23 protein-coding genes are annotated in these 22592 nt (G+C 68.6%); 13 read left to right on the forward strand and 10 right to left on the reverse strand.

Annotation, left to right across the window (positions count from 1 at the left end; translation table 11 throughout):
- The first annotated feature begins 4 nt into the window (after nucleotides 1-4).
- The 3 genes from SB751_RS09485 to SB751_RS09495 all read left to right on the forward strand — a co-directional run bounded on the left by SB751_RS09485 (nucleotide 5) and on the right by SB751_RS09495 (nucleotide 1084).
- Nucleotides 5-427, forward strand: a complete 423-nt coding sequence (locus SB751_RS09485; protein ID WP_144201845.1) for a YXWGXW repeat-containing protein — start codon at nucleotides 5-7, stop codon at nucleotides 425-427.
- 89 nt (nucleotides 428-516) lie between these two features.
- Nucleotides 517-741 (forward strand): hypothetical protein, encoded by a 225-nt coding sequence (locus SB751_RS09490; RefSeq protein WP_144201843.1) that lies wholly within the window; start codon nucleotides 517-519, stop codon nucleotides 739-741.
- Nucleotides 742-805: 64 nt separating this feature from the next.
- A complete protein-coding gene (locus SB751_RS09495; protein ID WP_144201841.1) occupies nucleotides 806-1084 on the forward strand; it encodes a hypothetical protein in 279 nt (92 codons plus the stop codon).
- A 45-nt stretch (nucleotides 1085-1129) separates the two neighbouring features.
- Here the strand turns inward: SB751_RS09495 and SB751_RS09500 are convergent, their stop codons facing one another.
- From SB751_RS09500 to glpK, 3 genes are read right to left on the reverse strand one after another with little or no spacing between them, the layout of a single operon-like run.
- Nucleotides 1130-1513 carry a hypothetical protein gene (locus tag SB751_RS09500; RefSeq protein WP_144201839.1) on the reverse strand — a complete coding sequence of 128 codons (384 nt, stop codon included), beginning with the start codon at nucleotides 1511-1513 and terminating at the stop codon, nucleotides 1130-1132.
- Nucleotides 1514-1573: 60 nt separating this feature from the next.
- The gene (locus SB751_RS09505; RefSeq protein ID WP_144201837.1) at nucleotides 1574-3190 is read right to left on the reverse strand and encodes a glycerol-3-phosphate dehydrogenase/oxidase; all 1617 of its coding nucleotides are present in this window, start codon (nucleotides 3188-3190) and stop codon (nucleotides 1574-1576) included.
- Nucleotides 3191-3242: 52 nt separating this feature from the next.
- Entirely contained in the window at nucleotides 3243-4775 is a 1533-nt protein-coding gene (gene glpK, locus SB751_RS09510) for a glycerol kinase GlpK (protein WP_377731721.1), read from the reverse strand.
- A gap of 54 nt (nucleotides 4776-4829) precedes the next feature.
- Here glpK and SB751_RS09515 point away from each other — a divergent pair, with 54 nt between their 5' ends.
- Nucleotides 4830-5684, forward strand: a complete 855-nt coding sequence (locus SB751_RS09515) for an NUDIX hydrolase (RefSeq protein WP_211944141.1) — start codon at nucleotides 4830-4832, stop codon at nucleotides 5682-5684.
- 65 nt (nucleotides 5685-5749) lie between these two features.
- Complete coding sequence (purU, locus tag SB751_RS09520; RefSeq protein WP_144201831.1) at nucleotides 5750-6616, forward strand: formyltetrahydrofolate deformylase; 867 nt, start codon at nucleotides 5750-5752, stop codon at nucleotides 6614-6616.
- 85 nt (nucleotides 6617-6701) lie between these two features.
- Here purU and SB751_RS09525 read toward each other — a convergent pair whose 3' ends face one another.
- On the reverse strand, nucleotides 6702-7472 hold the full coding sequence (locus SB751_RS09525) for a DeoR/GlpR family DNA-binding transcription regulator (protein WP_186296958.1): 771 nt from the start codon (nucleotides 7470-7472) through the stop codon (nucleotides 6702-6704).
- A 181-nt stretch (nucleotides 7473-7653) separates the two neighbouring features.
- Between SB751_RS09525 and SB751_RS09530 the strand changes: the two genes are divergently transcribed.
- From SB751_RS09530 to SB751_RS09555, 6 genes are all read left to right on the forward strand, one after another.
- Entirely contained in the window at nucleotides 7654-8772 is a 1119-nt protein-coding gene (locus SB751_RS09530) for an ABC transporter ATP-binding protein (protein ID WP_144201827.1), read from the forward strand.
- A gap of 1 nt (nucleotide 8773) precedes the next feature.
- On the forward strand, nucleotides 8774-9883 hold the full coding sequence (locus SB751_RS09535; protein WP_144201825.1) for an ABC transporter ATP-binding protein: 1110 nt from the start codon (nucleotides 8774-8776) through the stop codon (nucleotides 9881-9883).
- On the forward strand, nucleotides 9880-10764 hold the full coding sequence (locus SB751_RS09540; protein ID WP_144201823.1) for a carbohydrate ABC transporter permease: 885 nt from the start codon (nucleotides 9880-9882) through the stop codon (nucleotides 10762-10764). The genes SB751_RS09535 and SB751_RS09540 overlap by 4 nt, the downstream gene beginning before the upstream one ends.
- The gene (locus SB751_RS09545; RefSeq protein ID WP_092289866.1) at nucleotides 10757-11584 is read left to right on the forward strand and encodes a carbohydrate ABC transporter permease; all 828 of its coding nucleotides are present in this window, start codon (nucleotides 10757-10759) and stop codon (nucleotides 11582-11584) included. The genes SB751_RS09540 and SB751_RS09545 overlap by 8 nt, the downstream gene beginning before the upstream one ends.
- Before the next feature lie 30 nt (nucleotides 11585-11614).
- Nucleotides 11615-11923, forward strand: coding sequence for a DUF2160 domain-containing protein (locus tag SB751_RS09550; protein WP_149135621.1), 309 nt, complete (start codon nucleotides 11615-11617; stop codon nucleotides 11921-11923).
- 74 nt (nucleotides 11924-11997) lie between these two features.
- A complete protein-coding gene (locus SB751_RS09555) occupies nucleotides 11998-13725 on the forward strand; it encodes an ABC transporter substrate-binding protein (RefSeq protein WP_144201930.1) in 1728 nt (575 codons plus the stop codon).
- 65 nt (nucleotides 13726-13790) lie between these two features.
- Here the strand turns inward: SB751_RS09555 and SB751_RS09560 are convergent, their stop codons facing one another.
- Together SB751_RS09560 and SB751_RS09565 are read right to left on the reverse strand one after the other, a co-directional pair.
- Nucleotides 13791-15797: a diguanylate cyclase domain-containing protein gene (locus SB751_RS09560; RefSeq protein WP_244845100.1), complete on the reverse strand. Its 2007-nt coding sequence runs from the start codon at nucleotides 15795-15797 to the stop codon at nucleotides 13791-13793.
- A gap of 227 nt (nucleotides 15798-16024) precedes the next feature.
- A complete protein-coding gene (locus SB751_RS09565; RefSeq protein ID WP_410747987.1) occupies nucleotides 16025-16873 on the reverse strand; it encodes a LysR family transcriptional regulator in 849 nt (282 codons plus the stop codon).
- Nucleotides 16874-16973: 100 nt separating this feature from the next.
- On the opposite strand from SB751_RS09565, the gene SB751_RS09570 reads away from it, so the two are divergent.
- Together SB751_RS09570 and waaC are read left to right on the forward strand one after the other, a co-directional pair.
- On the forward strand, nucleotides 16974-17585 hold the full coding sequence (locus tag SB751_RS09570) for a cysteine hydrolase family protein (protein ID WP_144201817.1): 612 nt from the start codon (nucleotides 16974-16976) through the stop codon (nucleotides 17583-17585).
- A 159-nt stretch (nucleotides 17586-17744) separates the two neighbouring features.
- A complete protein-coding gene (waaC, locus tag SB751_RS09575; RefSeq protein ID WP_144201815.1) occupies nucleotides 17745-18779 on the forward strand; it encodes a lipopolysaccharide heptosyltransferase I in 1035 nt (344 codons plus the stop codon).
- Here the strand turns inward: waaC and SB751_RS09580 are convergent.
- From SB751_RS09580 to SB751_RS09595, 4 genes are all read right to left on the reverse strand, one after another.
- A complete protein-coding gene (locus SB751_RS09580) occupies nucleotides 18752-19423 on the reverse strand; it encodes a hypothetical protein (RefSeq protein ID WP_246119025.1) in 672 nt (223 codons plus the stop codon). The two genes, waaC and SB751_RS09580, sit on opposite strands and share 28 nt — an antisense overlap.
- A gap of 93 nt (nucleotides 19424-19516) precedes the next feature.
- On the reverse strand, nucleotides 19517-20716 hold the full coding sequence (locus tag SB751_RS09585) for a c-type cytochrome (RefSeq protein WP_410748056.1): 1200 nt from the start codon (nucleotides 20714-20716) through the stop codon (nucleotides 19517-19519).
- Complete coding sequence (locus tag SB751_RS09590; protein ID WP_144201811.1) at nucleotides 20716-21543, reverse strand: ABC transporter ATP-binding protein; 828 nt, start codon at nucleotides 21541-21543, stop codon at nucleotides 20716-20718. The genes SB751_RS09585 and SB751_RS09590 overlap by 1 nt, the downstream gene beginning before the upstream one ends.
- Nucleotides 21537-22589, reverse strand: coding sequence for an ABC transporter permease (locus SB751_RS09595; protein ID WP_250024661.1), 1053 nt, complete (start codon nucleotides 22587-22589; stop codon nucleotides 21537-21539). The genes SB751_RS09590 and SB751_RS09595 overlap by 7 nt, the downstream gene beginning before the upstream one ends.
- Nucleotides 22590-22592 lie beyond the last annotated feature (3 nt).

Consider the following 22592-nt stretch of genomic DNA (forward strand, 5'->3'; position numbering starts at 1 on the left):
GGGAATGCCCGAGCTTCAAGACAAGTTCCAACGCCGTCTCGTCCGCGCCATGACGGGCGCCACGCTGCTCGTTGCCACCCTGGCGTTCGCGCCGGCGGCGATGGCGCAGGTCAATATCCATATCGGCATTGGCACCCCGCCGCCGGCCCCGATCTACGAGGCCGTGCCCGCGCCGCGCCACGGCTACATCTGGCAGCCGGGCTACTGGGCCTGGGACGACCACGGCCACAAGCACAAGTGGAAGCAGGGCAAGTGGGCCAAGGATCGGCCGGGCTATGTCTATGAGTCGCCGCGCTGGGTGCAGGCGAGCAATGGCTGGGTGATGCAGCCGGAACGCTGGAACCAGGGGCCGGGCGACCACGGCAAGTACAAGGACAAGGGCGGCAAGGGCTGCCCGCCGGGCCACGCCAAGAAGGGCGAGTGCTGATTCGCCGGTCTTCTCATCATGCGGTAACTGCCGCGCGGGGCGCCATGCTAGGATTTCCGCGAGATTGTTCCACCCCGGAGGCATGAGACATGGCAAAGCAGGTCTTCTCGCGTGCGCAGTATCTCGACATCCTCAATGACAGCCTGCGCCGGCACCCGGGCTGGCAGCCGGGCATGGCGTTCGTGTTCCTGCCCCCGGGCGCGGATGCGAGCCAGGCCTCGGGCGTGGGCTGCACCGGGCCACTGGAGGCGCTGCCGGTCTATTGCGAGATCGAACGCGTGGCGTCGGGCCTGATCACGGTGCGGCCGGAGTAAACCGGCCACCCGGCCCGCCCCGGTACAATGGCGCCCTTACTCAATCCCCCTCGGACAAATTCCCGTGAAGAAGACGGACCTGGAAAAGAACAAAGGCCTCAAGATCGCCCATGACATGAAGCACGCGGCGGCGGTGCGTGGCGGTGGCGTGGGTCAGGCGGCAACGCTGGCCCGGCGCGAGCAGCGCAAGCTCGACCAGCAGGCCGGCCTGGTGCCGTTTGCATGCAAGCTGGAAGGAAAACTGGCGGCGCGGCTGCAGGAACTGGCCAAGGAGCACCCGGGCGGCATGAACGGCCTGGTGGCCGAGGTGCTGGAAAAGGGGTTGGCGGGAATGACCGCCTGAGGATGGGGTGGCCCCTCTCCCTGCGGAAGAGGGGCGCTGAAGGCCTCAGCCTTCGTCTTCCTCGTCGTCGAGGAAATCGCGGCGCAGCAGCCAGTTGGTGATGGCTTCGTCGCAGACCTTCTTGAGCTTGCCTTTCTCGGGCAAGTTATCGAACAGCTGGAAGTTCACCAGCGCCAGCCCGGCGTCGGTGATGTAGAACAGGCGGTCCGGCTCGTCGTAATGCACGAGGCGGCCGTCGATGCCGGACTCCTCGCTGTCCGCCGGCATGTCCTCCAGCTCCACCACACGGCACGTGAAGCGCGGGCTGCGCGTGTGGGTCAGATATTCGAATTCGTCATGCATGATCTCGCCGCCCTTGCCGGCGATGACAGCGAAGCCCCAGATGAACCGGGGCATCGGCAGATCGGACAGATCGTCAATCTCGTCCATGGTGTTCTCCCTGATGCGATACCCGGCATTATCGCCCAAGTCTTGGCGCCAGCCGCGCCTTTATAGCAGGTACCCCTTCGCCAGCGCGCCAAAGCTCTCCAGCTCTCGCGCCTGCCAGGCCGCGTCGTGCCCGAGTTCCTCGGCCAGGATAGCGGCCACGCGCGGGGCGCCGGCCAGTGCCGCGCGGGCGTCCAGGAACAGCGCGCGGTTGCGGCGCGCCAGCACGTCTTCCACGCGCCGCGCCAGTTCGTGGCGGGCGGCAAAGCGCACGTGGGCCTCGGTCAGGCCGGTTTCGGGCACCACCAGGGTGTCGGCGCCGGGCAGGGCGCGCACCAGCGGCAGGTCCGCGCCGTAGTAGCGGTCTGGCGACCCGGAGCCCGGCGCGGGCAGGTCCGCCGGCAGGCCGGCGGCGCCATGCAGCGGCAGATCGGCCGTGCGGCACGGCGCCGCGCGCAGCAGCTGGCGCTGGATCGCCGTTTCCACCACATCCTCGGCCATCTTGCGATAGGTGGTCCACTTGCCGCCGGTGACCGTGATCAGGCCCGCCTTCGACACCAAAATCGTATGTTCGCGCGACAGCGACGCGGTGGACGCCTCGCCAGTCGCCTTGACCAGCGGCCGCAGCCCGGCCCAGACGCTGGTCACGTCGGCGCGCGTGGGGTCGCGGGACAAGTAGCGTGCCGCCGTCTCCAGGATGAAATCGACGTCGTCGGCGCCCGCGCGGGGCTCCAGCGGCAGGTCGTGGCGCGGCGTGTCGGTGGTGCCGACGATGGTGTGGCCGTTCCAGGGCACGACGAACAGCACCCGGCCGTCATCGGTCTTCGGAATCAGGATCGCCCGGTCGCCGGGCAGGAAGCTGCGCGGGATGGTCAGGTGCACGCCCTGGCTCGGCGCCACCATGGTCCGCGCCTGCCCGTCCTCCATCTGCCGCACCGCATCGACCCACACCCCCGTGGCATTGATCACGCAGTCCGCGCGCAGCGGGAAGGTCTCGCCGCCTTCGCCTTCGCCGGCGAGGGCATCCTGCGCGGTCACGCCGGTGATCACGCCGTTTTTCTGCGAGAGCCCGGTCACGCGCATGTAGTTGACCGCCGTGCCGCCCACGTCGAACAGCGTGCGCATCAGCGCCACGGCCAGCCGTGCATCGTCGAACTGGCCGTCGAAGTAGAGGTTGCCGCCGCGCAGCGGCCGTCCGCCGACGTGTTCGGCCAGCGTGGGCGCGGCCTCCAGCGTCTCCCGATGGTTCAGCCAGCGGCTGCCGGACAGGTTCAGGCTGCCCGCCAGCATGTCGTACACCTTGAGGCCGATGCCGTAGAACGGCTGGTCGAACATCTGGTAGGCCGGCACCACGAAGCCCAGCGGCCAGACCAGGTGCGGCGCGTTGCGGGCCAGCAGGCCACGCTCGTGCAGCGCCTCGCGTACCAGGCTGATGTTGCCCTGGGCCAGGTAGCGCACGCCGCCGTGCACGAGCTTGGTGGCCTTGCTTGATGTGCCCTTGGCGAAGTCGGCCGCCTCCAGCAGCAGGGTGCGATAGCCGCGCGACGCGGCGTCCACGGCCGTGCCGAGCCCGGTGGCGCCGCCGCCGATGACGATGACGTCCCAGCGGGCCTCGCGCCGCAGGGTATCGAGCAGGGCGGCGCGCGAGGGTGGCTGGATGGGGGTGACGGGTGTGGGCATGGTGGTTCGGTGCAAATCGAATTTCAACGAAATTTGACGATGGTTAGGGCGGTCAGGCGGATGGGGCGTCATCGCGCGCCCAGTCGCGGGCGCGGTCCACGGCGCGGTGCCAGCGGGCCAGCCGTTGCCCGCGCTCATCGGCAGAGAGGCGCGGCTCGAAGCGGTGCTCCACCTGCCACTGGCGCGCAATTTCCTCGGTATCGGCCCAGTAGCCGGTCGCCAGCCCCGCCAGATAGGCGGCGCCCAGCGCGGTGGTCTCGGTCACGCGCGGGCGCACGACCGGCGTGCCGAGCAGATCGGCCTGCATCTGCATCAGCAGGTCGCTGCGCGAGGCGCCGCCATCCACCCGCAGCTCGGCCAGCGCAATGCCGGCGTCCTTCTGCATCGCGTCCAGCACATCCACGCTTTGCAGGGCGATCGATTCCAGCGCGGCCCGGGCGATATGCGGCCCGCCCGTGCCGCGCGTGATGCCGACGATGGTGCCGCGCGCGAACGGGTCCCAGTGCGGCGCGCCGAGCCCGGCAAAGGCCGGCACCAGCACCACGCCGCCGGTGTCCTCGCACTGGCGCGCGAGCGGTTCTACCTCGGGCGCGCTCTGGATCAGCTTCAGGCCGTCGCGCAGCCACTGGATCGTGGCGCCGCCCATGAACACGCCGCCTTCGAGGCAATATTGCGTGTCGTTGCCGATCTGCCAGCCAATTGTCGTCAGCAGCCGGTTGTGCGAGGTCACGGGCTGGCTCCCGGCATTCATCAGGATGAAGCAGCCGGTGCCGTAGGTGTTCTTTGCCATGCCGGGCGAGAAGCAGACCTGGCCGAAAGTAGCCGCCTGCTGGTCTCCGGCGATGCCGGCGATGGGGATCTCGGTGCCGAACAGCCGGGCCGCGGTGCGCGCCACCTCGCCGCTGGAGGGCACCACGTCGGGCAGCAGGCTGCGCGGAATGTCGAGCAGGCCGAGCAGTTCGTCGTCCCAGCGGAAATTGTGGATGTTGAACAGCAGCGTGCGTGATGCATTCGACACATCGGTCACGTGGCGCTTGCCATCGGTCAACTGCCAGATCAGCCAGCTATCGACGGTGCCGAAGGCCAGCTCGCCGCGTTCGGCGCGGGCGCGGGCGCCTTCGTAGTGATCGAGCATCCAGCGCAGCTTGGTGCCCGAGAAATAGGCGTCGATGATCAGGCCGGTCTTCTGCTGGAAGGTGTCGCCGTGGCCGGCGGCCTGCAGCGCCTCGCACATCGGCGCGGTGCGGCGGTCCTGCCAGACCAGCGCGCGGCCCACCGGCTCGCCGGTCTTGCGGTCCCACAGCACGGTGGTCTCGCGCTGGTTGGTGATGCCGATGGCGCGGATCTGGGTGCCGCTGACGCCGGCATCGCCCAATACCTCGTGGGCCACGGCCAGCTGCGACTGCCAGATTTCATAGGGATCGTGCTCGACGTGCCCGGGATGCGGATAATATTGCCGGAACTCGCGCTGGGCGATCCGCACCACATTGCCGGCGTGATCGAACAGGATGGCGCGCGAGCTGCTGGTGCCCTGGTCGAGGGCCAGCACGTACTGGGGCTGCTGCGATGAAGGCGTCGGGGTCATGCGTTCCATCCGGAATTGAATTGCGGCCGGGTTTGCCGGCCAGACATCGCTGCCATGGCCGAATCCTTGTTCCAACCGTCAGAAATCGTGAGTGTGGTGCGCGCCGGCGTGACCGCGCGCAGCCCGTTCGAGCCCGCCGCCCACTTGCGGCTGGCCGTGGCCGGCCAGCAGGTGGGGTGGATGCCCCGCGTGCATGCGGACGTCCTGCGGCGCATCCCCGGCATGCTGGGCGATGGCCCGCCTGCCGAGCCGGACGCCGTGACGCTGCTCCCGGCCTGCACCACCTTCGAGACCCGCAGCGCCGCGCTGGCCACGCTGGCGCGGCAGCTGGCCGACGCCGGCCACGTGCGCGGCTGGCGCAACGAGTTGTTCGCGGTCACCCCGGCTCTCGCCGCGCCGGCGTTCGCCGTGGTGGAGCGCGCCGCGGCGCGCTTCCTCGGGCTGCTGACCTTCGCTTCGCACATGAACGGGATCATCGCCGGCGAGCGCGCGATGTGGATTTCGCGCCGCAGCGAGAGCAAATCGGTCGACCCCGGCATGTGGGACAACCTCGTGGCCGGCGGCATGCCCCATGGCAGCCATCCGCTCGAAACGCTGATCCGGGAATGCGACGAGGAATCCGGCATTCCGCCCGACCTGGCGGGCCGGGCCGCGCCCCACGGCGTGATCGAGGTACTGCGCGAAATCCCCGAGGGCGTGCAGTGGGAGCACGTATACATATATGACCTGACGCTGCCGCCGGACTTCGTGCCGGTGAACCGCGACGGGGAGGTGGCCGAGCACCGGCGTATCGAGCCGGGCGCATTGCTTGCTATCATGGCGGACCGCGCCATGACCGTGGATGCCACGCTGGTGACGCTGGATACGCTTATCCGGCGCGGCTGGACGCCCAGCGCGCCCCCAGCCTGACCCGCGCCAGCCTCGCTGCGCATCACGGTGCCGGCCTGCCACATTACGATTTGCCCTTGCTTACGATGAGCGCCACCGGATTTATCCTTACCCTCTCGTGCCCGGACCAGCCGGGCATTGTTCATGCCGTTTCCGGCCTGCTGTTCCAGCACGGCTGCAATATTGTCGATTCTGACCAGTACGGCGACGAATTCACGGGCCGTTTCTTCATGCGCGTGCATTTCATGCCCGCTGCCGGCGGCCCGGACCTCGCCACGCTGCGCCAGGCCTTCGCGCCGGTCGGTGACCAGTTCGGCATGCAGTGGGAGGTGTTCGACGCCACCGCGAAGCCGCGCGTGATGATCATGGTGTCCAAGATCGGCCACTGCCTGAACGACCTGCTGTTCCGTGCCAAGGCCGGTGGCCTGCCGGTGGAGATCGCCGCGATCGTCTCGAACCATCGTGACTTCTACCAGCTGGCCGCGTCGTACGACGTGCCGTTCTTCCACCTGCCGCTGATGAACGCGTCCGCCGAGCAGAAGGCCGCGCAGGAAGCGCGCGTGTTCGAGGTGGTGCGCGACCAGAACATCGATCTGGTGGTGCTGGCGCGCTACATGCAGGTGCTGTCCGACGACCTGTGCCGCAAGCTGGCCGGCCGCGCGATCAACATCCATCACTCCTTCCTGCCGAGCTTCAAGGGCGCCAAGCCGTACTACCAGGCGCACGACCGTGGCGTGAAGCTGATCGGCGCCACCGCGCACTACGTGACGGCCGACCTTGACGAAGGCCCGATCATCGAGCAGGAAATCGAGCGCGTGGACCACAGCATGGACCCCGAGCAGCTGACCGCCGTGGGCCGCGACGTGGAATGTGTGGCCCTGGCCCGCGCCGTCAAGTGGCACGCCGAACACCGCATCCTGGTGAACGGCCACAAGACCGTCGTCTTCAAGTAAACGGGATTCTTCCCTCTCCCTCCGGGAGAGGGGCCGGGGGGGTGGGACGGTGGCTGGCAAGCACGCCGCCGTCCCACCCCCCGCCTCATTCCCCGTCCGCCACCACACAATTCACTCCACTGTCCGCCAGCATCTGCACGAACGGCGGCCGGAGCGGCTCGTCCGTGAACAGGCGGTCGATGCTGGAGAGCGGTGCCAGTTCCACCATCGCCTGACGGTTGAACTTGCTGGCATCCGCCGCCAGCCACACCTCGCGCGAGTGTTCCATGATCGTGCGCGCCACCTTCACCTCGCGGAAATCGTAGTCACGCAGCGTGCCGTCGGTCTCGATGCCCGAGATGCCGATCAGGCCGATATCGACCTTGAACTGGCGGATGAACTCCACCGTGGCCTCGCCGATGATGCCCCGGTCGCGCGAGCGCAGCACGCCGCCGGCCACGATGACCTCGCAATCGGGGTTGTCGGCCAGGATATTGGCCACGTGCAGGTTGTTGGTGATGACGCGCAGCCCGCGATGATGGATCAGCGCGCGGGCAATTTCCTCCACCGTGGTGCCGATGTTCAGGATCAGCGAGCAGCCCTCCGGCACCGCCGCCGCCACGGCCCGCGCGATGCGCACCTTGCCCTCGGCATGCAGCACCTGCCGCTGCCGGTAGGCGATGTTCTCGGTGGTGGACCCATCCATCCGCACGCCGCCATGAAAACGCGCGAGCATGCCGTTTTCCGCCAGCAGATTCACATCGCGCCGCACGGTTTGCAGCGTCACGCCGAACTTGCGCGCGAGTTCGTCGATGGAGGCAAAGCCCTGGTTGCGGACTTCCTCGAGCAGGGCGGTCTGGCGGGGATTGAGCGTCATGTGCCGCATTCTAGTTCAAACACAAACGAAAACAAATGATGCACTGCACGATTGTTTTGTGTTCGTTTATTTGCTAAAACGAGCGGGATGCCATGAATAGTGCCCCTCGGTCACGGTTCTTATTGTGATCGAGCAAGCACATCAATGCAGTTCGAACACGAATCGAACCGATGGAGACCGGATGCAACTGAGCCTGGACGGCGTTGCGCAGCAGGTGGGATCGCAAGCCTATCTTTATCCGATGTCACTGGCGCCTGTGCGCGGGGCCGTGACCATACTCCTTGGGGCCACCCAGGCGGGCAAGACCTCGCTGATGCGGGTCATGGCGGGGCTGGACAAGCCTAGCGCGGGCCGGGTGCTGGCCGACGGGGCCGACGTGACCGGCGTGCCGGTGCGCGAGCGCAATGTCTCGATGGTCTACCAGCAGTTCATCAACTACCCCTCGCTCACCGTTTTCGACAACATCGCCTCGCCCCTGCGGCTGCGCAACGTGCGCGGGCCGGCGCTGGACACCCAGGTCCGCGCGATAGCCGGCCGGCTGCGCATCGACCACCTGCTGGCGCGCTACCCGGCGGAACTGTCCGGCGGCCAGCAGCAACGCGTGGCGCTGGCCCGGGCGCTGGCCAAGAACGCGCCGTTGATGCTGCTGGACGAACCGCTGGTCAACCTTGACTACAAGCTGCGCGAGGAATTGCGCGAGGAACTGACCCAGCTCTTCGCCCATGGCGACGCCACCGTCATCTACGCCACCACCGAGCCGGCCGAGGCGCTGCTGCTCGGCGGCTACACGGCGGTGCTCGATGCCGGCGAGCTGCTCCAGTACGGCCCGACTCCCGAGGTCTTCCACTATCCCGCCTCGCTGCGCGTGGCGCGGGCTTTCAGCGATCCGCCGATGAACCTCGTCGCAGGCCGGCTGGAAGCGGGCCGTGTGACGCTGGCCGGGAACATCGTGATTCCGCTCCCCGAGGTGCAGGCGCCCGATGGCCCGGTCACCGTGGGCGTGCGCGCCGCCGCCCTGCGGCTGGCCGCCGTGCCCGGTGCGGTGGCCGTGCCGGGCAAGGTGGCGCTGGCCGAACTGTCCGGCTCCGACACCTTCGTCCACCTCGATACGGCGATGGGCAACCTCGTCGCCCAGTTCGCCGGGGTGCTCGACCTCCAACTCGGCGCGCCGCTCTCCCTGCATCTGGAGCCGGCCCATCTCTACCTGTTCGACGCCGCCGGCCTGCGCATCCACGCGCCCCAACGGCCCGGCGCGCTGGCCGATGTGGTCAGCACGCCCATCTCCGAGACGGGTGGCTGAGATGGCCAGGATCGACCTCGACCTCGCCCATTCCTACGTCGCCGAACCGAAGACCGATGAGGACTACGCGCTGCTGCCGCTGCGCTTCACCTTCGAGGATGGCGGCGCCTACGCGCTGCTCGGGCCGTCCGGCTGCGGCAAGACCACGCTGCTGAACTGCGTCTCCGGCCTGCTGCGGCCCTCGCAGGGCACGATCCAGTTCGACGGCCGCGATGTGACCGCCGCCACGCCACAGGCGCGCAACATCGCCCAGGTGTTCCAGTTTCCGGTGATCTACGACACGATGACCGTCGGCGAGAACCTGGCCTTTCCGCTGCGCAATCGCGGCGTGCCGGCGGCCCAGGTCAAGGAGCGGGTCGGAAAAATCGCCGAAATGCTAGACCTCTCGGCCTCGCTGGACCGCCGCGCGAGCGGGCTGGCGGCGGACGCCAAGCAGAAGATCTCGCTCGGGCGCGGGCTGGTGCGGCAGGACGTCTCGGCGATCCTGTTCGACGAGCCGCTGACCGTGATCGATCCGCACCTGAAATGGCAGTTGCGGCGCAAGCTCAAGGAAATCCACCACGAATTCCGGCTGACGCTGATCTACGTGACGCACGACCAGACCGAGGCGCTGACTTTCGCCGACCAGGTGGTGGTGATGTCGCGCGGCAAGGCGGTGCAGGTGGGCGCCGCCGATGCGCTGTTCGAGCGGCCCGCGCATACCTTCGTCGGCAATTTCATCGGCTCGCCGGGCATGAACTTCCTGCCGGGCACGTGGCACAACGGCGCCATCGAGGTGGCCGGGCGCCGCTATATGCCGGAGCTGCCGGCGGGCATCGCCGCCGCGCTGGCAGGCGCTGGCGCCTTCAAGGTGGGCGTGCGGCCCGAGTACCTGCAACTGGCCGCTCCCGACGACCCGCAGGCCATGCCGATGCGCGTGACGCGCGCGCAGGACATCGGCACGTACTGGCTCGTGACCGGCACGGTGGCGGGGGAGGGCGAGCAGGCTGGCGGCACCCTGCGCGCCCGGCTCGGCACCGAGGCGGCCAGCCTGGCCCCCGGGGACACGGCGTGGCTCTCGGTGTTCAACCGCCACACCTGCTTCTATATCAACGAGGAACTGGTCCAATGAAGCCCGTCAACCAGAAGGCCTGGCTGCTGGTGCTGCCCGTGGTGCTGTGCGTGGCGTTCTCCGCCATCCTGCCGCTGATGACCATCGTCAATTATTCGGTGCAGGACATCATCTCGCCGGAGCGGCGCGTGTTCGTCGGCACGGAATGGTTCCGCACCGTGCTGCGCGACGCCGAACTGCACGACGCCCTGATCCGCCAGCTTGGCTTCTCGCTGGCCGTGCTGCTGGTGGAGATCCCGCTCGGCATCCTGCTGGCGCTGGCCATGCCGGCCAAGGGCTGGCGGGCCTCGGCGGTGCTGGTCATCATCGCGCTGTCGCTGCTGATTCCGTGGAACGTGGTCGGCACGATCTGGCAGATCTTCGGCCGCACCGACATCGGCCTGCTCGGCGCCACCCTGGAGGCGATGGGATTCGACTATAACTACACGGGCAGCGCGGTGGATGCCTGGGTCACGGTGCTGGTGATGGATGTCTGGCACTGGACCCCGCTGGTGGCGCTGCTCTGCTACGCCGGGCTGCGCGCGATTCCGGACGCCTACTACCAGGCCGCCCAGATCGACGGGGCCTCCCGCTTCGCCGTGTTCCGCTACATCCAGCTGCCCAAGCTGCGCGGCGTGCTGATGATTGCCGTGCTGCTGCGCTTCATGGACAGCTTCATGATCTACACCGAGCCCTTCGTGCTGACCGGCGGCGGGCCGGGCAACGCCACTACCTTCCTCTCCCAGTACCTGACCCAGAAGGCGGTGGGCCAGTTCGACCTCGGGCCGGCGGCGGCATTCTCGATTGTCTATTTCCTGATCATCCTGCTGACCTGTTTCATCCTCTATAACTGGATGCAGCGCGCCGGCACGTCCGGCGGGGAGGAGGTGCCTCATGGCTAGTCAACACGCCAGCAACCGGGCCGGCGCATGGCGGCCGGTGTTTCTTGTGGTCTACCTGCTGTTTGCCATCGTGCCGATCTACTGGATGGTCAACATGTCGTTCAAGACCAACGAGGAGATCCTGACCACGCTGTCGCTGTGGCCGGCCTCGTTCACGCTCGAGCACTACCGCACCATCTTCACCGATGCCTCCTGGTACTCCGGCTACATCAACTCGCTGATCTACGTCGCCCTGAACACGGTGATCTCGATCAGCGTGGCGCTGCCGGCGGCCTACGCGTTCTCGCGCTACCAGTTCATCGGCGACAAGCACGTGTTCTTCTGGCTGCTGACCAACCGCATGACGCCCCCCGCGGTGTTCCTGCTGCCGTTCTTCCAGCTCTACACCACCATCGGGCTGATGGACACCCACCTCGGCGTGGCGCTGGCGCACCTGGTCTTCAACGTGCCGCTGGCGGTCTGGATCCTGGAAGGCTTCATGTCCGGCGTGCCGCGCGAGATCGACGAGACCGCCTATGTGGACGGCTACTCGTTCCCGCGCTTCTTCCTGACCATCTTCCTGCCGCTGATCAAGGCCGGGGTGGGCGTGGCGGCGTTCTTCTGCTTCATGTTCAGCTGGGTGGAGCTGCTGCTGGCGCGCACCTTGACCTCGGTCAATGCCAAGCCGATCGTCGCCACCATGACCCGCACGGTGTCCGCCTCCGGCATGGACTGGGGCGTGCTGGCCGCCGCCGGCGTGCTGACCATCGTGCCGGGCGCCATCGTGATCTGGTTCGTGCGGCACTACATCGCCAAGGGCTTCGCCATGGGCCGCGTGTAGCGGGCCGGGCCAAAGAGAGGAGTTCGTCACATGTTGAGCTGGATGGTCTGGACCACCCCGGTGGCGGTGTTCTTCGCGCTGGTGGTGGTGATGCTGATCGGCATGACGGTCTGGGAGGCTCGCTCCCCCACGGTCATGCGCAAGGGCTTCCTGCCGATTGCCACCACGCGCGGCGACCGGCTGTTCATCGGGCTGATGTTCGCCGCGTGGATCAACCTGGCCTGGGTAGGGCTGGGCGAGAAGATGCAGACCTGGTTCGGGCTGGCGGAGGAACCGTCGATCTGGATCAGTGCGGCCATTGCGGCCGTGGTGCTGCTTGTGGTCATGCGCCGTGGCTGACGCCCGCCGGCGCGCGCAGTCGTTGCCGTTCCATCATTCCATTATTCCAATAGGAGACACTGATGAAAGTGCACGTGAAGTTGGGGATGTCGGCCCTGGCCATAGCGGCCACGCTGGCATGCGGCGGGGCACGAGCCGACGAGGCCGCCGCGAAGAAGTGGGTAGACAACGAATTCCAGCCGTCGTCGCTGGCCAAGGACAAGCAGATGGCCGAGATGAAGTGGTTCATCGACGCCGCCGCCAAGCTCAAGGCCAAGGGGGTGACGCAGATCAACGTGGTATCGGAAACCATCACCACCCATGAATACGAGTCCAAGACGCTGGCCAAGGCGTTCGAGGAAATCACCGGCATCAAGGTCAACCACGACCTGATCCAGGAAGGCGATGTGGTGGAGAAGCTCCAGACGTCGATGCAGTCCGGCAAGTCCATCTACGACGGCTGGATCTCCGATTCCGACCTGATCGGCACCCACTACCGCTATGGCGCGATCCTGCCGCTGACCGACTATATGAACGGCGCCGGCAAGGAATTCACCAATCCCGGCCTGGACGTGAAGGACTTCATCGGCACCAAGTTCACCACGGCGCCGGACGGCAAGCTGTACCAGCTGCCCGACCAGCAGTTCGCCAACCTGTACTGGTTCCGCGCCGACTGGTTCGCCCGCAAGGACCTGCAGGACAAGTTCAAGGCCAAGTACGGCTATGACCTCGGCGTGCCGACCAACTGGTCGGCCTACGAGGACATCGCCAACTTCTTCACCAACGATGTGAAGGAACTGGACGGCAAGAAGGTCTACGGCCACATGGACTACGGCAAGAAAGACCCCTCGCTGGGCTGGCGCTTCACGGACGCGTGGCTGTCGATGGCCGGCACCGCCGACAAGGGCCTGCCCAACGGCATGCCGGTGGACGAGTGGGGCATCCGCGTGGCGGAGGACAAGTGCACGCCGGTAGGCGCCTCGGTCTCGCGTGGCGGCGCTACCAACAGCCCGGCGGCGGTCTACGCGCTGACCAAGTACATCGACTGGATGAAGAAGTTCGCGCCGCAGCAGGCCATGGGCATGACCTTCTCCGAAGCCGGCCCGGTGCCCGCGCAGGGCCAGGTGGCCCAGCAGATCTTCTGGTACACGGCCTTCACGGCGGACATGACCAAGAAGGGCCTGCCGGTGGTCAATGCCGATGGCTCGCCCAAGTGGCGCATGGCGCCGTCGCCGTACGGCCCGTACTGGAAGCAGGGCATGCAGAACGGCTACCAGGACGTGGGCTCCTGGACTTTCTTCAAGAACACCGACCCCAACCGCCTGGCGGGCGCGTGGCTCTACGCCCAGTTCGTGACGGCCAAGTCGGTCTCGCTGAAGAAGTCGCTGATGGGCCTGACCTTTATCCGCGAGAGCGACATCAACACCGACTACCTGACCAAGAACGCGGCCAAGTACGGCGGCCTGATCGAGTTCTATCGCAGCCCGGCCCGCGTGGCCTGGACGCCCACGGGGACCAACGTGCCCGACTACCCGAAGCTGGCCCAGCTCTGGTGGAAGAACGTGGCCACGGCGGTGACGGGCGAGAAGACGCCGCAGGCGGCCATGGACAACCTGGCCGAGGAGATGGACCAGGTGATGGCGCGCCTCCAGCGCGCCGGCATGACCAACTGCGCGCCCAAGCTGAACCCCAAGAGCGACCCGGCCAAGTGGCTGAGCACCGAGCACGCGCCCTGGAAGAAGCTGGACAACGAGAAGCCGAAGGGCGAAACCATCGCCTATGACAAGCTGCTCCAGGCGTGGAAGGAAGGCCGCGTGCGGTGATGCACCGGTGAATCGGTAAGGGGAAGGGACGGTGGCGCCAGCGGTTGGGGCGCCACCGTTCCGTTTCAGGTTCCGGACATCGCGCCGGCCGGGGAGGTTGGGGCACCCACCGGCGCGCAGTTCGGCGCCGCATGGCGGGCCTTGCCGTGGCGCTTGGCTTCGTAGAGCGCCATGTCGGCGCGCATGAACAGTTCGCTGACCGACGAACCGGTGTCTGGGCGATGGATGGCGCTGCCCACGCTGGCGGTGGAGACGAGCGTGAGGCCGTCCACGGGGAAGGGCCGCAGCGCGGCCTGCACCACGGCCTGGGCGATCCGCTCCACGGTGGCCGGGTTCGACACGTTGTCCAGGATGATGGCGAATTCGTCGCCGCCGATGCGGGCCACCGCGTCGCCCTTGCGCACGCAGGTGGCGAGCCGTTCGGCGAAGGACACCAGCAGGCGGTCGCCCACCGGATGGCCGTAGGTGTCGTTCACCGCCTTGAAGTCGTCCAGGTCCACCAGCAGCAGCGCCGCGCGGTGGCCACCCGCATCGGCGCGGGCCATGGTCTCGTTGAGCCGGCGGTCGAAGCCCTTGCGGTTGAGCAGGCCGGTCAGGTGGTCGGACAGCGTCTGCGCCTCCAGCGAGCGCAGCTTCTGGCGCTCCCCGGTCACGTCGCGGGCGAACATGTGCAGGCCGGATACCGTGTCCTGGGCGTCGTTCCACGCCGGCTGGTAGGTCACCTCCCACGCCAGCCCGTCGGCCGCTTCGCGCGTGAAGGTGACCACGCGGCCGCTGCGGGCCTCCTCGAGATAGGGCGCATTCGCCACATACTCGGGCGTGCCCCACAGTTCGCGCAGCGACAGCCCGGCCACCTGGTCGGCGGGCAGGCCGAAGTGGCGCGCGTAGGCCTGGTTCACGAAGGCAAAGCGCTCGTTGACGTCGATGAACGCCACGAAGTCCGGCACATGGTTGGCAATTGCCTCGATCCGCTTCTCGCTGGCGGCGGCGCGGTCCTTGGCGGCCTTCAGCGCCGCCTCGCGCTCGGAAAGCTGGTGCAGCACCTCGGCGAACGATCCGGCCAGTTCGCCGATCTCGTCGTCGCGCCGTACCGGCAGGTCCGAGACGGCGGCGGGCTGCATCGCCAGTTGGCGCACCGTGCGATGCAGGTGCTCGAGCGGGGCGAGCAGGCGGCGAATCACCAGCCACATCATCGCGGCGGTAATCAGCAACGAAATAAGGCCGATCACCAGCGTGCGCTTGCGCACGTCGATCAGCGGGGCATAGGCTTCCTCGGCTGGCAGCACGGCCACCACCTCCCAGCCATTGGACGAGAGCAGGTAGCGCGACACGATGGGCTGGGTCGGCCAGAGGACTTCCCAGTCGGACTCGGGCTGCTCGGCGCCGCATGTCTCGCCGATGGCCCGGGCTGGCGCCAGCACGCGGTCCGCCTCGGGGTGCAGCGCGTAGCGCGGATTGGCGCCGGCGGAGACGAGGCAGTAGTAGCCAGTCACGCCCACGCGGCTGTGTGCCAGTTCGCGCAGAAAGTTGCTGGCCGACAGGTTCAGCACGCCGCCCACCACGGCGCGCAGGTCACCGGCCGCATCGTGCATCGGCACGGCGAGGATGACGCCCGGCGCCGCGCTGTGCTTGCCCTGGAGCAGGTCCGATACGGCGAACGAGGCGCCGCGCTCGATGGCGCGGAAGTAGTCGCGCTCGCCCACGGTCATCTTCACGCCTTCCGGCACGGCGGTGCTGAAGGCGAGCGTGCCGTCCGGGCGGGCCAGGAACACGGCGTTGAAGCTTTCGGGCATGTCCACGGTGTCGGCGGCAATGGCCGACTGCTGGCGCGGGGTTGCGTCCAGATGGGGCGACAAGGTGCGCGCGAGGCGGCGCAGCACCACTTCGCGGGATTCGAGTTTTTCGTCGAGTTGGCCGGCGACCAGTTTGACCAGCGTGTCCTGCTGCGCCTGAAGCAGCGTCCTCAGGCTTTCATAGGCATAGAACTGGGCGTAGCAAGCGCGCGTCACGAGAATGAGCGTGACCACGCCGGCTGCGGCGATCGCCATCCGGTACTTCAAGGAGTGCCGCATGAATCTCTTCTTGGTATTTGCACTGAACCCGTTTTTATCGGCTGCCGGGCTGTGATCCATAACCCCCGCCCCTTGGCAGGCAGCCGATTCGTAGCGTAGCAGACCGCAGGGCTGCGCCGGGCGGCCATGTCGGGAATCTGGTGCGGCGTCCCACACGAGGTGGCGCATGCGCCGCGTGGGTCGTGCCGATGCAACAAGAGACCGCGGGCGGGGTGCGCGCTGTGGCGTTAAGGGCAGTCGGCGAGGGTGTCCGCCAGCCAGTCGATCACGGGCCGGAAGCGCGAGGCGCCCCGGAATTCGGCGGGGTAGGCGAGCCAGATCTCGCGCTCGACCTCGGGCACCTCGCGCACCCGTTGCAGCGCCGGATCGTCGTGGGCGAGGAAGTGGGGCAGCAGGGCGATGCCGAGCCCCGCGCGTACGGCGGCACGCACCGCAAGCAGGCTGTTGGACTGGAACGCGAACGGCCGGCCGAGCGACTGCGGCCACGCCACTTCGGGCAGCGTGAAGCCTTCGTCGAGCAGGCCGCACAGCGGCGCGTCGTCGGCCACCGCCCCACGCGTGGAGGCATAGAGCCCGAACCGCAGCGTGCCGGCGCGCTGGGCCACCAGTTCGCCCTCGTGCGGGCGGTTCAGCCGCACGGCGATATGGGCGCGGCGCCGCGCAAGGCTGGTGACGCGGTTGTCCACCTCCAGCCGGACCTCCATATCGGGGTTCTGCGCGTAGAGCGAGGGCAGCCGGGGCGTCAGGTAGTCGCTGCCCAGCGCGGCCGTGGTTGCCACCCGGACCACACCGGACACCCCCGCAGTCGCGCCTTCCATCTCGCGCAGCAGGCGGTCGGCCGATTGCTCCATCTGCCGCGCCGCCGTCAGCGCATTGCGGCCCACGCTGGTCAGCATAAAGGTGCCATCGGTGCGCGTGGCCACGGGTTTGCCCAGCGCGGCCTCCAGCCTGCGGATGCGGCGGATCGCCGTGGCGTGGGTAATGTCCAGTTCCCGCGCACAGGCCGAATAGCTGCCGGCCCGGATCAGCGTGGAGAGCGTGAGCAGGTCGTCCCAGGAGATTGTGCTTTTTTGCACAGCGAGTGTGAGTTCGTGGCGAATTGGCGCACAGCATAGCCTGCCCTACGCTGCGTGCATAGCCAACCCACGTATCCCGAACTACAAGGAGACCCGCCCCATGTCCGCGCCCTTCACGCTGCTCGATGCCGCCGGTGCCAGCCGCACCCCCGCCGCCTGGGAAGCCGCCGTGCTGATCCTGATCGACCATCAGCGCGAATACATCGATGGCAAGCTGCCGCTGACCGGCATGCCCGAGGCCGTGGCGGCCTGCGCCGACCTGCTGGCGCGCGCCCGCGCCCACGGCACGCCGGTGATCCACGTGGTGCATCACGGCAAGGCCGGCGGCGCGTTCGACCCGGCGGGCCCGTATGCCGCCATCATCGAGGGGCTCCAGCCGGCACCCGGCGAGGAAACCGTGGTCAAGCAACTGCCGAACAGCTTCGCCGGCACCGAGCTGGCCGCCCGGCTGGCCGCGCGGTTGGCTGCATTGGGTAGCAAGGAACTGATCGTGGCGGGCTTCCAGACCCATATGTGCGTCAGCGCCACCGTGCGCTCGGCGCTCGACCATGGCTACCGCGTCACGCTGGTGGCCAGCGCCTGCGCCACGCGGGACCTGCCCGATCCGCTTGGCGGCGAGCCGCTGGCAGCCGCCGAACTGCACCGGGTCACGCTGGCGGCGCTGAATGACCGTTTCGCCACGGTGGTGCCGGACGCCTCGGTCTGGCAATAAGGCCGGGCGGGGCCCGGCATCCGGGCCCAGTGACGCCCCGGGCGCGTAGGGGGTTTTGATTACATGTTCGACAGCCGTCAGCCCGGGCGGCTCAGGCATACTAGCGCCTTCGCGCCGCCGGCATCCTCGCCCGCGCGCCCATCCGCTGCCCCCGATTTCATGAAGCGAATCCTGCTGATCAAGATCACCTCGCTCGGTGACATGGTGCACACGCTGCCGCTGGTGTCCGACCTGCGCCGCGCCTACCCCGACGCCGCCATCGACTGGGTGGCCGACGCCTCGTGCGCGGACATTCCGCGCTGGGCCATCGGCGTGGACCGGGTGATTGCGCCGCCGCTGCGGCAGTTCAAGAAGAACGGCAAGAAGTGGAAAGACCTGCGCGGCATCCTGCGCGCCGTGCGGGAGCTGCGCCGTGAGAAGTACGACGTCGTGGTGGACGTGCACGGCGTCTACAAGAGCGCCATCGTCGCCCGGCTGGCACGCTCGCCGCGCCGCTTTGGCTACGCCGCCGAATTCCTGGGCGAGGCCAAGGCCGAATTCGCCTACACCGACATCTTCGGCCCGCATGGCGACGCCACCTGCCGGGAAAAGATGCGGCTGGTGACAGCCAACGCGCTCGGCTACACCTACCCGGCAGCCGAGACCAACGCGCTGCGCATACCGGCGCCGGCCACCCCGCTGAACACGGACGGCGTGCCACGCGCGATGCTGTTCCATGCCACCTCCGCCGAGATCAAGAAATGGCCGCAGGCCCACTGGATTGCGGTGGGTCAGTCGCTGGCGGCGCGCGGATTCCGCGTGCAGCTGCCGTGGGGTTCGGAGAAGGAGCACGAGGAGTCCCGCGCGCTGGCCGCCGCGATTCCGGATGCCGAGGTGCTGCCGCGCATGTCGATCACCGAGGTGGCGCAGCGTCTGGACGCCGCCGCGCTGGTCGTGGGCATGGACACCGGCTTCGTGCATCTGGCCGACGCGCTTGGCAAGCCCACGGTGATGATCTTCACGGCCACCTCGTGCGGGCACTTCGGCGTGCAGAAGCCGGGGCAGTCGGTGTCGATCGGCGATCAGGGCAAGCCGCCCTCGGTGGAGGCCGTGCTGGCCGCCATCGACTCGGTGGCGCCCCGGCTGCCGGGTCAGGTGGGTCAGGCAGGTCCGTCGGGTCCGTTGCATCAGGCCGCCGGCAACGTGTCTGCGTAGGGCCAGTACTCGAACTGGACGATCGTGGCGTTGCCATGGGTCGTCACCACATCCAGCATGCAGGATCGCCGCCGGATTGCCATCCGGGCCAGGTAGCGCGCCGCGCCGGGCACATCGGGCGGCGGCTGGATGCGGTCGCCGTGGCGCATTGCCAGCCGCAGGATATGCACCGGCACGAAGCGGTGCGCATCGTTCATCGTGGTGTGCGCGGTGGCCGTGAACAGCAGCGGCGTGGCCGCCAGCCCGGAAAAGCGCTTGCGCAGCAGGGCCAGCGTGGTCGGTGCCATGGCCGAGCCGATGCCGGGCAGGGCCAGCGCGGTCAGGCCGCGCACGTTGGCCGCCCACAGGCCGCCCACCACCAGCATGGGGTCGCGCTTCTCCACCGGCACCGTGTCCCGCAGCCCCTCCCAGATCGCCGTCATGTCGCCGTTCAGGTCGTACAGGTGATAGCAGCCGCCAAAGCTGCGCTGGTAGCCGACGATGCAGTCGAGATCCTCGTCGAATACAGGGCGCGCGTCGCGCGGAATGCGGGGCGGCCGGATCTCGAACAGGCCGGCGGACACGGCGTAGTGGCCGGTCCACGTCAGCGTCCGGCCGGACACGGCCTGCAGGGTGATTTCATCGGGAAGGACATCAAGGGACATGCGCGGCGCTTCGTGGGGGAACGGAAAGCCCCACGGTAAGCACGGCGCCCGCCGCTGTCTTTGAGACGATTCTGAAAGTGCGAAAACTCCCCGCTAATGCACAAAGCCGCCCTTGACGAAGCGGACCGGCTCGGCGTCCATGCGCAGCAGCAGGGCGGTCAGGCCATCGACGGGGGTATCGACGGGGGTATCGATCCGGGCATCCGCGGACTGACGCTGCCCCCCGGCCTGCCCGGCGGTGCACAGCAGGTCCGATTCGCGCCACGCCGCCTGTCCCGGCGCCCCCCGGGCCCGCAGCCAGCCCTGACGGTCACTCAGCAGCGCCGTGCCCGGCAGCGCCGCCGCCGGCACGCCGGCGATGCGCGCCATCACCGCCCACGCCTCGGGCGTAGCCGCCACGCAACCGGCCCGGAATTGCGGCACCTCGGCGGGCGCGTGGCCGTCCGGCGTCACCAGCAGGGTCAGGAAGCGCGGGTCCTCCATCGGCAGCGCCGCATGGCCATCGACAGCCACCAGCCGCACCCGCTGCGTGCCGCGCCAGTCGGCCAGCGGGCGCGGCGCCGCGCCGGCGCATTGCACGGGCAGGTCCGGCAGGGCCAGCGGCGTGGGCCATGTGCCCTGCAGGCGCGCGCCGGTGCCGGCGGAGAGCGCTTTCATATAGTCGATCACGGCCCAGACGTCCGCGTCGCCCAGTGTTGTGCCGAACGCGGGCATGGTCGGCTGGCCGTCACGGCCCCGCATGCCGGCCACGACGTGCCAGAACAGCTCGCCATCGGCGCGACGGCCCAGCAGGGGGCCGGCCAGCGTGGGCGGCCAGCGTGACAGCGACGCCGCCAGCGGCCCTTCGCCCCGGCCATCGTCGCCATGGCAGGCTGCGCAGTGCTGGGTGTAGACCCGCTCACCCCGTGCGATGGACGCCACGGCGAAGCGGGTAGGGCTGACATGGAAGCTGGTGGGCGCGGCGGGGCTGAGGACGAGGCCCGGGGTCGGCCAAGGGGCAAGAATCAGGGCGAGCGCGCCGGCGCCGAACGAGGCCAGCTGGCCCCGTCGCCATGCCAGCGCCAACACCAGCGCGAGCAGCGCGAATGCCATCGCCCCGATGCTCCACGCCAGTTGCCGGGCCAGCCCGGGGTCGATCAGCAGCGTCTCGCCGGCAATGCGCCGCGCCCACGGCCACGCCGGCTGGCCGTGACTATCGCCCGTCAGGCCCAGCGCGTGGCAGAGCCGCAGCAGCGCAAGCTGCGCCGCCTGCAGCCCCGCCAGCAGGTTGTTGAGCCAGACCGAAGCACCCATCACCAGCTGGCATCCAGCCCCAGATGACGCAGCGCCTCATGGCGCAGCGCGGTCAGGCGCGGATCGCCGCGATGGCGCGGATAGGGCAGGTCCACCACGATTTCCGCCGTGATGCGCGCCGGCCGCTGGCTGAAGACGATCACGCGCTGGGCCAGGAACAGCGCCTCCTCCACATCGTGCGTGACCAGCAGGGCCGAGAACCGCGCGCGCTGCCACAGTTCGACGAGATCGCTCTGCATGGTCAGCCGCGTGAGGGAGTCCAGCTTGCCGAGCGGTTCATCGAGCACAAGCAGGCGCGGGTCGTTGACCAGGGCCCGGGCCAGCGCGACGCGCTGCGCCATGCCGCCGGAGAGCTGGTGCGGAAAGGCGCGGTCGAAGGCTTCCAGCCCCACGCGGCGCAGCGCCTCGTCCACGCGATGGGCCTCCTGCCGGGCGATGCCGCGCGCCTGGAGGCCGAGCGCCACGTTGTCACGCACGCGGCGCCACGGGAAGAGCGTGGGGTCCTGGAAGACCACGATGCGCGACGGATCGGGCTCGGTGATCGGCGTGCCGTCCTGCAGGATCTGGCCGGACGTGGGCGCGTCCAGCCCTGCCACCAGCCGCAGCAGCGTGGACTTGCCGCAGCCGCTCGGCCCCAGCAGCGCCACGAACTCGCCGGGCGCCACGCTCAGGTTCACGCCGTCGAGCACGGGCAGGCGCTGGCCGGCATCGCCAAAGTCATGGCTGACGTTGCGGATGTCGATGCGGGCCCCGGCGCTGGCTTCGGCCGACGGGGCCGACGTCGTTGTCGACGCCGGCAAGGGTTCACGTTCCAGCACGGCTACCATTTGACGGTTCCTTTCTGCCAAGACAGCGCGCGGTCGCGCACGGCGAACAACAGCGTGATGACGCCCGAGAACAGCAACGCCATCACGATCAGCGCCGCGTACATGTTCACGTACGAGGCCCAGCCCTGGGCCCAGGTCAGGTACCAGCCCAGCCCGGACTTTACGCCCATCATCTCGGCCGTCACCAGCACCGAGAACGACGCGCCCAGCCCCATGAACAGGCCGACGAACACCTGCGGCAGCGCGGCCGGAATCGCCACGCGCAGCACCAGGAACCAGCCGGAGGCGCCCAGCGTGCGCGCCACGTCGTAATAGCTCTTGTTGACGCTCGCCACGCCGGACCACGTGAGCACCGCCACGGGGAACGCGGTGGCCAGCGCAATCAGGAACACGGCGGCCGAGTAGCTCGACGGGAAAAAGTAGAAGGTCAGCGGCAGCAGGGCGGTGGAGGGCAGCGGCCCCAGCACGCGCAGCACCGGGTGCACCCAGTAGCCGATGCGCCGCGACCAGCCGATCGACACGCCAATCAGGAAGCCCGCCACGCCGCCATAGGCCACGCCCAGCCCCAGCAGGCGGATGGTGTTGAGGACGCTGTCGCCCAGGCGGCGCCAGTCGTCCACATAGACTTCGATCAGCGCCTGCGGCGGCGCGAAGAACGGGGTGGGCAGCAGCGCGGTCTTGGCGGTGAGGATTTCCCAGCCGAGGAAGCCGAGCGGCAGCGCCACCAGCCACGGTCCGGTGGGGCGCAGGGTGGCCAGCGTGCGGTGCAGCGGCGGGAGGCTCGCTCCCGCCAGCGCCAATCCAGCCAGCGCGGCGGCGGCCACCAGCGCCGCGATGCCGAGTTCTTCCGTATAGGCCCAGTCGGAGAAGCCCGCCACCTTGTTCGGCCAGCGCCAGGTAATGGCGCCGAACGCGGCCCAGGCCAGCGCGGCGAGCAGGCCAGTTGGCCAGAGGCGGCCCGGCCGGGCCACGGCGGCCTGCCGGGGCGCGTTGGCGGTGAGCGAGGCATGCCGGGTGTCGAGCGTGGATGGACTCGTGGTGGTCATCGC

The organism is Cupriavidus sp. SIMBA_020, assembly GCF_046535395.1.
Lineage (GTDB): Bacteria > Pseudomonadota > Gammaproteobacteria > Burkholderiales > Burkholderiaceae > Cupriavidus > Cupriavidus campinensis.

Coding starts and splice junctions, on each gene's coding strand:
- SB751_RS09485 (WP_144201845.1), top strand. CDS start 5: ATGCCCGAGCTTCAAGACAAGTTCCAACGCCGTCTCGTCCGCGCCATG.
- SB751_RS09490 (WP_144201843.1), top strand. CDS start 517: ATGGCAAAGCAGGTCTTCTCGCGTGCGCAGTATCTCGACATCCTCAAT.
- SB751_RS09500 (WP_144201839.1), bottom strand. CDS start 1,513: ATGGACGAGATTGACGATCTGTCCGATCTGCCGATGCCCCGGTTCATC.
- SB751_RS09505 (WP_144201837.1), bottom strand. CDS start 3,190: ATGCCCACACCCGTCACCCCCATCCAGCCACCCTCGCGCGCCGCCCTG.
- glpK (WP_377731721.1), bottom strand. CDS start 4,775: ATGACCCCGACGCCTTCATCGCAGCAGCCCCAGTACGTGCTGGCCCTC.
- SB751_RS09515 (WP_211944141.1), top strand. CDS start 4,830: ATGGCCGAATCCTTGTTCCAACCGTCAGAAATCGTGAGTGTGGTGCGC.
- purU (WP_144201831.1), top strand. CDS start 5,750: ATGAGCGCCACCGGATTTATCCTTACCCTCTCGTGCCCGGACCAGCCG.
- SB751_RS09525 (WP_186296958.1), bottom strand. CDS start 7,472: ATGACGCTCAATCCCCGCCAGACCGCCCTGCTCGAGGAAGTCCGCAAC.
- SB751_RS09530 (WP_144201827.1), top strand. CDS start 7,654: ATGCAACTGAGCCTGGACGGCGTTGCGCAGCAGGTGGGATCGCAAGCC.
- SB751_RS09535 (WP_144201825.1), top strand. CDS start 8,774: ATGGCCAGGATCGACCTCGACCTCGCCCATTCCTACGTCGCCGAACCG.
- SB751_RS09540 (WP_144201823.1), top strand. CDS start 9,880: ATGAAGCCCGTCAACCAGAAGGCCTGGCTGCTGGTGCTGCCCGTGGTG.
- SB751_RS09545 (WP_092289866.1), top strand. CDS start 10,757: ATGGCTAGTCAACACGCCAGCAACCGGGCCGGCGCATGGCGGCCGGTG.
- SB751_RS09550 (WP_149135621.1), top strand. CDS start 11,615: ATGTTGAGCTGGATGGTCTGGACCACCCCGGTGGCGGTGTTCTTCGCG.
- SB751_RS09560 (WP_244845100.1), bottom strand. CDS start 15,797: ATGCGGCACTCCTTGAAGTACCGGATGGCGATCGCCGCAGCCGGCGTG.
- SB751_RS09570 (WP_144201817.1), top strand. CDS start 16,974: ATGTCCGCGCCCTTCACGCTGCTCGATGCCGCCGGTGCCAGCCGCACC.
- waaC (WP_144201815.1), top strand. CDS start 17,745: ATGAAGCGAATCCTGCTGATCAAGATCACCTCGCTCGGTGACATGGTG.
- SB751_RS09580 (WP_246119025.1), bottom strand. CDS start 19,423: ATGTCCCTTGATGTCCTTCCCGATGAAATCACCCTGCAGGCCGTGTCC.
- SB751_RS09585 (WP_410748056.1), bottom strand. CDS start 20,716: ATGGGTGCTTCGGTCTGGCTCAACAACCTGCTGGCGGGGCTGCAGGCG.
- SB751_RS09590 (WP_144201811.1), bottom strand. CDS start 21,543: ATGGTAGCCGTGCTGGAACGTGAACCCTTGCCGGCGTCGACAACGACG.
- SB751_RS09595 (WP_250024661.1), bottom strand. CDS start 22,589: ATGACCACCACGAGTCCATCCACGCTCGACACCCGGCATGCCTCGCTC.